This is a genomic window from Streptomyces sp. NPDC058195, from assembly GCF_042883525.1.
Taxonomy (GTDB): domain Bacteria; phylum Actinomycetota; class Actinomycetes; order Streptomycetales; family Streptomycetaceae; genus Streptomyces.
Genome location: NZ_JBHVVM010000031.1, coordinates 95,375 through 102,373 on the forward strand (window position 1 = coordinate 95,375; position 6,999 = coordinate 102,373).

The following is a 6,999-nucleotide window of genomic DNA, read 5'->3' on the forward strand; positions in this document are numbered from 1 at the left end:
AGGGCCGTGGTCTTCAAGAGCTGCCAGTCGTGGCCGGCCACCCAGGCGTGGCATCAGCGGGAAGGTGAACTGTGAGGTGATTTCATCCTGACGCGGCCGCGAGCGGAAGGGCGAGAACAGCCTTGCCGATCGCGGTGATGCGGGTGGTGCTGCAGCGCAGCTTGCGCAGGAGACGCCAGCTCTTGAGCGTGGTCATGGCCTGCTCACCGACGCAGCGGATTTTGGCGTGGGTGGTGTTGTGGCGTCGTTGCCACCGCTTGAAGCGGCGCCCTTTGAACGGGGATCCGGACGTTCCGTTCCGTGCCCTGATACGCCTCGTCGGCCCAGCATGTGAGGTCCGCCTCGGCAAGGGCGTCGATGAGGCCGTGCTCGCGTGCCGCCGTCAGGTCGTGCCTCGCGCCGGGCAGCGCGGGTGAGGCCCACAGCAGCCGGCCCAACGGATCGGTCAGCACCTGGACGTTCATGCCGTGATGCCGCTCCTTGCCGGAGCAGTAGGGCCGGTCGGCGGCGATCCGGTCGATCTGCAGCACGGTGCCGCCGAGGATCACGTACGCCTTTCGTGCGGGCCGTCGCCATCGCTTCGTCGAGCCTCGGCGCGAGCACGGCCAGGACGTCGATCGCCTCGCGGACGCAGCGGCAGACGGTAGCGAGCCCGATACCGAACCCGGCCACACGCTGGGCGTAGGTGTCACCACACCGCAGGTGCGCCAGGGCGAGCAGGTCCTGACGGCCCGCGGTCAGCCGCCTCCACCACTTACCGATATCCCGCCTACGGAAGGCGAGTTGCCCGGCAAGATACCGCAGAGTGCGAGTGGACAGATCAATCGCCGACGGATAGACAAGCAAGCGAAGCTCCTGGCGGGACACGGCGGATCTTGGTCGAGACACCGTCTACCAGGAGCTTCTTCATAGTGCAGCACCGGCCACCTACCGGACCTCACCGACAGGTTGGAAGAGCCTCAATCTGAACACCCACCTGGCTGCTGGACTGAAACCGTACAAGGCCGAAAACGACTGGGTTACCACCATCCGCCTCCCGCCCTATGCACCCGACCTGAACCCGTCGAGGCCATCTGGTCACTCCTGCGCAGAGCCACGGCCAACACCGCCTTCAACACACCCCACGACCTCGACCGCAAACTTCGCCGCGAGTTACGCAGAATCCAAATCCGGCCCCACCTGATCGACGGCTGCCTCACCGCCACGGGCCTGGCTATCAACCCACCGACCCCACCCTGAAAACCTCAGCAATCAGCTCTATCGTGGACCTCCAGTCCGCACTCGTAACGGACGGGGACTGGGGCGCGTATCGAGTCGTGATCAATGTGACTGCTTGAGTCCGCGCCGAGCTGTCCGCCAGCGTGGCAGACGGGCACGTTACGTCATGGGCCTGGCCGGAACGTAGAGCAGCGCTGGCGCTTCTCGGGGTTCCATCGATGGGCCGAGTAGGAGCCCGCGGTGGCGCGCCCTCATGTCAGCTGTGGGGAAAGTGCGTTGACGCTTTTCGGACGGTGGTCAATCATCGCTGCTCATGCTTCAAAGTGAGATTTGGGATGACCGGGCCGCTCAGAGCTACGACACACCTGGGACTGGCATGTTCGCACCGGAGGTGCTGGGGCCGACGGTGGACCGCCTGGCGGAGCTCACCGGGGGCGGGCAGGCGCTGGAGTTCGCCATCGGGACCGGGCGGGTGGCACTGCCGCTCGCGGAGCGCGGCGTCCCGGTCAGTGGCATCGAACTGTCGGAGCCGATGGTCGATCAGCTCCGTACCCAAGCGGACGAGGCGGCCATTCCGGTCGTCGTCGGCGACATGGCCGCTGCCCGAGTCCCGGGCGAGTTCCAGCTCGTCTACCTCGTCTACAACGGCATCTCGGTCCTGCTCACGCAGGCGGAGCAGGTTGCCTGTTTCCGAAACGCCGCACGCCACCTCGCGCCGGGTGGGCGGTTCGTCATCGAGCTGTGGGTTCCCGAGCTTCGCAAGTTGCCGCCAGGCCAGCAGGGCGTGGTCTTCGGGTCGGCGCCGGGCTATATCGGGCTCGACACCTACGATGTTTTGCGCCAGCAGGTCGTCTCGCACCACTTCGGGTTCGACGCCGACAGTGGCCGTGAGGCCAGCCTGTTTCGCAGCCCACACCGATACATCTGGCCGGCTGAACTTGACCTGATGGCCGAGCTGGCCGAAATGACGCTGGAGTCCAGGCACGCAGACTGGACGGGAGCGGAATTTACCGCAGAGTCGCGCTCCCACGTCTCCGTCTACAGGACGTCCGGCCCACTCTGACCGGGCAAGTGGCTCGTGACTGTCAGGTCACCCGCATGCATCGAGCTGCGCTCACTGAGCGTTTTCAGCGTTGCCTCTCCAGGGTGAGGACGGCTTTGGCGATGACGGTCATGCGGTTGGGGCTGATGCGGGATCGGCGGAAGATCTGCCAGGACTTCAGCCGTGCCATGCCGCGTTCGACCGGTGCTCTTGCAGCGGCCAGGGCCCGGTTGAAGGTGCGCTGGGTGGGGGTGAGTTCACCGCCCGGTGGGCGTTTGAGTCCTGTGGTGACCCAGGGGCCGGCGCCCTGGTAGGCGCGGTCGGCGACGATGGGGACGCCCTGGCGTTCGCAGATCCGGATGATGCGGTGGGTGCGGGCCGCGGTCAGGTCGTGGGTGCGGCCCGGCAGCGCGGGCGAGATCCACAGGATCTCACCGGTGGGGTCGGTGACGACCAAGCTCGTCGAGGCCGCCCAGGCCCGCTGGCGAGCCGTGAATGCACCCCACCTCGTTGCTCTCGTCCGCGCCGGGGCCCGTTTCGAACGCGGCCAGCTCGTTGAACGGCCGCAGACGACCGCGGCGTGAATAGGGTGGCGGGCCTGCCTCGAAGTTCGAGATCATCCGGTCATGTTGGATGGCACGGCAGGACAGGACCTTCCGGTCGGCTTCGGGTTCCGGCCGTATCGCGGCGACGAAGACCACGGCGCCATGGCGGCGGTGCGGCGGGGGTGTGCTGAACGGGACCGGGTCGATGCCCAGTCGGTCGTGGAAGGGCTCCCGACAGCAGCCGAGATCGCGGAAGCTTCTGCCAAGTTGGAGGAGCCGTCCAAGAACCAGATCCTGGTGGTGTGCGACGGGAGCGTCGTCGGCTACTCGACGATCCGGTGGTGGCAGGAGCGGGACGATACGTGGCTATACCTGCACCGCGGCTACCTCTTGCCCGAGCATCGCGGTCAGGGCATCGGCTCAGAGATGCTGAGCTGGGCCGAAGAGCGGATCCGCCGGCTCGTCAAACAGCATGGAACGGCGCGGACGGCAGTGATCGGCGCGAACGCCATGACCTCCGAGCAGGATGCCACGGCACTTCTGCGCGCAGTCGGCTACCGACGTGTCTTCAGTCTGGTCGAGCTGGAGCTGGGCGATCTGCAGCAGATGCCCGAGCCGGGCGACGAACTGCCGGCCGGGATACGGACGGGGCCGATCAGGACAAGCCACTACCGTGCAGCCTGGAGGACGGTCGTCGATTCGTACGCGGACAGCGGCTTCACTCAGAGATGGCCGTTCCAGGACTTCGTCGACACCGCCGACCCGGCATGCTGGAGGGCTGCCTGGAACGGGCAGGACATGGTCGGCGTCGCCCTCTGCTCCATCCGCCGTCACGACCACACCGTGGGCGAGGTAGAAGAGCTGAGTATCCGGACGGACCAGCGACGCCTCGGAATCGGCCGGGCCCTGCTGCTGGACGGGCTGCAAAGCCTTCGCGAACAGGGTGCAACGACCGCCCGGCTGTTCACGGGCACGGCAAATCCACACCGGTCCTACAACCTCTACGAGAGCGTGGGGTTCCGGCGGCAGAACGAATACGTCCGCTACCGCAAGCCGCTTGCTTGATCGACCGGCCATTGGGCTGTCCGGTCATCCACAGGATTTGACAATAGCTCGTCACCCGATCAGTGGCCACGCTGAATACGCTCAGTGATCGGCACTCACCTACATACTTTCAGTGTCGACGTGAGGGGCAAGGCGTGCGACCACGGCAGCGAGTTCCCGGCGTCTGTCCGCGTGAGAGATCGGGGCGCCCGATGGCAGGGGCAGAATGAATTCTGTCGGCGATTTGACCTTTATGCCCTTGCGATCGACGGGAATCGCGGCCGATTTGCGCACTGTGACCAGGACGTCTTGTCGGCCGAGAGTGTCCTGCTCGTGGGGTGCGATGGATACTATTTCCAGCCAAGGAATGGATGCGCCATACCCACTATCCAGGACGACGGTCAATTCGTTAGCGTCAAGTTTCAGCTTCTTCGATCCTATACTGCGGACCGCCATCACGACGGAAATAGAGCATGAGATTCCCAAAGCCCAGAGTACGATGTCTTCTGGCGGGTACTTCTGTTCGGCCAGCACGGGTAGATAGATCCCCTGAGTCGCGGCCGCCAGGGCATATCCCAGGAAAGGGAGCCATTCTGCGCGCATGCTGGCGTCGAATACCACGGTGTCGGTGGTGATGTAGGCCTGCTGCGGCGAAGAGGAACTGGCACTGGCAGATTCTTCGGTGCCCGGCTGAGGTCGATCGGGTTCAGTGGGCGTGCGACTCCCAGCACCCTTTCTTGGCCACACGTCTTCGGGTGCTGCCGCAGCGGGCTGGGGCCCGGCGAAGAAGGCGAGCAGCTGTGTGGGAAAGGGGCGGTACATTGCGCGCTTCGCCATACAGGAGGCGACGAGCGGGCGCAGCTCGGCGGGCACCGCAGTGAGATCCGGCTCGCTGTGAACGGCTCGGTACAGCAGGGCCACGGGTTCGGCTTGGCCGAAGGGCAGGGCGCCGGCTGCATGAGCAAGGACAGCGCCGAGGGCGAAGACATCGGTCGCCGGGCCGATGTCCCCGCCGGTGATCTGCTCAGGGGCGAGGAAGCCCGGGGTGCCGATGACGGTGCCTGTGTCAGTCAGCCGGGTGTTCTGTAAGGCCCGTGCGATACCGAAGTCGACAACCCTGGGGCCGTCATCGGACATGAGAATGTTGGCCGGCTTGAGGTCGCGATGGACCAGCCCGCAGGCATGGATGGCCTGGAGTGCCTCGGCGAGGGCCGCACCGAAGGAGCGCAGGGCCGGTTCGTCGAACGGTCCGTCTTCAAGAAGGACGCGGTCGAGTGAGCGGCCTGCTATGAAGGCCGTCACCATCCAAGGCTGCGAGGCCTCCGGATCGGCGTCGACCACCTGGGCCGTATGGAATCCCCCCACTCTGCGGGCCGCGGCGACCTCAGCGCGAAATCGCTGACGGAAGCCGGGGTCTGAGGCGAGTTCGGGCCGGGCCAGCTTCACAGCGACCGACCGTCCGCCTGGTGACCGGCCCTTGTAGACGTGCCCCATGCCTCCTTCGCCGAGCTTGCCGACGATGTCGTATACGCCGACCCTGCGAGGATCAAGCGGACCGAGCCCTTCCATGAACACCCCCGGATCGGTGGTACGCGGTCGAAAAGACTACTGACTAACAATCAGGACAGGAAGCCGCCTACGGGTGCTTCGCGGATGACTGAAGATCTTCAAGGTGCCGTGCCCCACGTGCTGAAGCACAAGGTCCTGAACATCTTCCCCAGCGTCGACACCCCGGCCTATGCGACCTCCGTCCGGAAGTCAGGCGGAAGGGGCACCGCGCATGTCGAGGTTCGTCTCTACGGCGGCCAGCCTGGTGACGGACAGCAGTGTGTCGGTCAGTTCGAACGAGCGCATCCCGCCGAGCGGCAGACACGCGTAGAAGTCGCCCCCTGGCGGTTACGGGAGCGGCGTGACTGCAACTGCGGTGCCGACTGGTGCCCTCCACCTCGTCACCCGATCGGTGGGCACGCTGAAAACACTCACTGGGTGGTACGGGTGAGGTCTTTGATCCAGATCATCGAAGCGCGCAGGTGCAGGCCGGCGAGGTAGCTGCCGGGTGTCTTGTCATACCGGGTCGCGATGCCCCGCCAGGCTTTGAGCTTGTTGATCATGCGTTCGACCGTGTTCCTCTCTTTGTAGAGGCTGGCATCGTGACCGACGGGTCGACCGCCTCTGGAGCCCCTCTTCTTACGGTTGGCGGCTTGGTCCCTCTTCTCCGGAATAACCGCCTTGATGCCGCGTTGCCGCAGGTGTGCCCGGTTGCCGCGCGACGAGTAGGCCCTGTCCCCGGCGACCGCGTCCGGCCGGGTCAGGGGGCGACCGAGGGGCCCTCGGACCCTGATCTTCCCCAGCACAGGGATGAACTGCGGACTGCCCGCGGACTGCCCCGCGGTCAGGACGAACGCCAGAGGGCGACGCTTGCGGTCGGCAGCGAGGTGGACCTTACTGGTCTGCCCACCCCTGGAGCGTCCCAGGAGGGCGGCCTTGAGCCGGAGCTTGCGCCGCCGCCGGATCCGCCGTCGCTCCTTCCGCTCGGGATCGCTCTCGACTGCCTGCCCGTTTTGTCCTCCAAGGCCGCCCCCTTTGACCTGGCCTTCTCCTCCTGGGTGGCGACCTCCTCCAGTGCGGTGAAGACGCCCTCGTCCAGGTGCATCCCGGCAGCGTCGTGGTGAACCCGCGCAGTGGTGGAGTCGATGCTGACCAGCGACAGGTCCACCTCGCCCCGCTTCGCTGCTTCAGCGATCAGCCCCTCCAACAGGGCCTCGAACACTCCCGCGTCCCGCCACTGGCGGAAGCGGTTGGAGACGGTCGACCAGGCACCGAACTCCTGCGGCATTTCTCGCCACTGCCAGCCCGTCTTGAACCGCCAGATCACGCCCTCGAACTGCTGCCGCAGTCGCTCGGGATACGGACCGTACTCACCGATCGGCAGGTACGGCCCGATGAACTCCCACTCTGCATTGGTTAGTTGCACTCGCGTCACGCAAGACGATCTACCGGATCACGCCTCGCAGCGAGGCCGAATCCCGCAGATTGATCAGGACTCGATACGCGCCCTAGGCCCTGTCGTCAAAGTGATCTTGGATTGTGGATCATGGAGTCGTGATACGTCGCCATGAACTGTCCGATGCCGAGTGGGACCTCATACGC

General features: G+C 65.6%; 3 protein-coding genes and 4 pseudogenes. 3 read left to right on the forward strand and 4 right to left on the reverse strand.

Translation table 11 applies throughout. The features are described from left to right. Positions 1–82: 82 nt before the first annotated feature. Positions 83–846 (reverse strand): annotated as a pseudogene (locus ACFVWY_RS29975) (transposase family protein). Between the two features lie 685 nt (positions 847–1,531). On the opposite strand from ACFVWY_RS29975, the gene ACFVWY_RS29980 reads away from it, so the two are divergent. Continuing rightward, positions 1,532–2,281 (forward strand): class I SAM-dependent methyltransferase, encoded by a 750-nt coding sequence (locus tag ACFVWY_RS29980; RefSeq protein ID WP_389877872.1) that lies wholly within the window; start codon positions 1,532–1,534, stop codon positions 2,279–2,281. Between the two features lie 64 nt (positions 2,282–2,345). Here the strand turns inward: ACFVWY_RS29980 and ACFVWY_RS29985 are convergent. After that, positions 2,346–2,714: pseudogene (locus ACFVWY_RS29985) on the reverse strand (transposase family protein); the annotation flags it as partial. Position 2,715: 1 nt separating this feature from the next. On the opposite strand from ACFVWY_RS29985, the pseudogene ACFVWY_RS29990 reads away from it, so the two are divergent. Together ACFVWY_RS29990 and ACFVWY_RS29995 are read left to right on the forward strand one after the other, a co-directional pair. Further along, positions 2,716–2,844, forward strand: a pseudogene (locus ACFVWY_RS29990) (IS256 family transposase); the annotation flags it as partial. Between the two features lie 42 nt (positions 2,845–2,886). Beyond that, entirely contained in the window at positions 2,887–3,870 is a 984-nt protein-coding gene (locus tag ACFVWY_RS29995) for a GNAT family N-acetyltransferase (RefSeq protein WP_389877874.1), read from the forward strand. Positions 3,871–3,969: 99 nt separating this feature from the next. On the opposite strand, the gene ACFVWY_RS30000 is transcribed toward ACFVWY_RS29995, so the two are convergent. After that, positions 3,970–5,418 carry a serine/threonine-protein kinase gene (locus tag ACFVWY_RS30000; protein ID WP_389877875.1) on the reverse strand — a complete coding sequence of 483 codons (1,449 nt, stop codon included), beginning with the start codon at positions 5,416–5,418 and terminating at the stop codon, positions 3,970–3,972. Positions 5,419–5,828: 410 nt separating this feature from the next. After that, positions 5,829–6,832: pseudogene (locus ACFVWY_RS30005) on the reverse strand (IS5 family transposase). Positions 6,833–6,999: the final 167 nt, after the last annotated feature.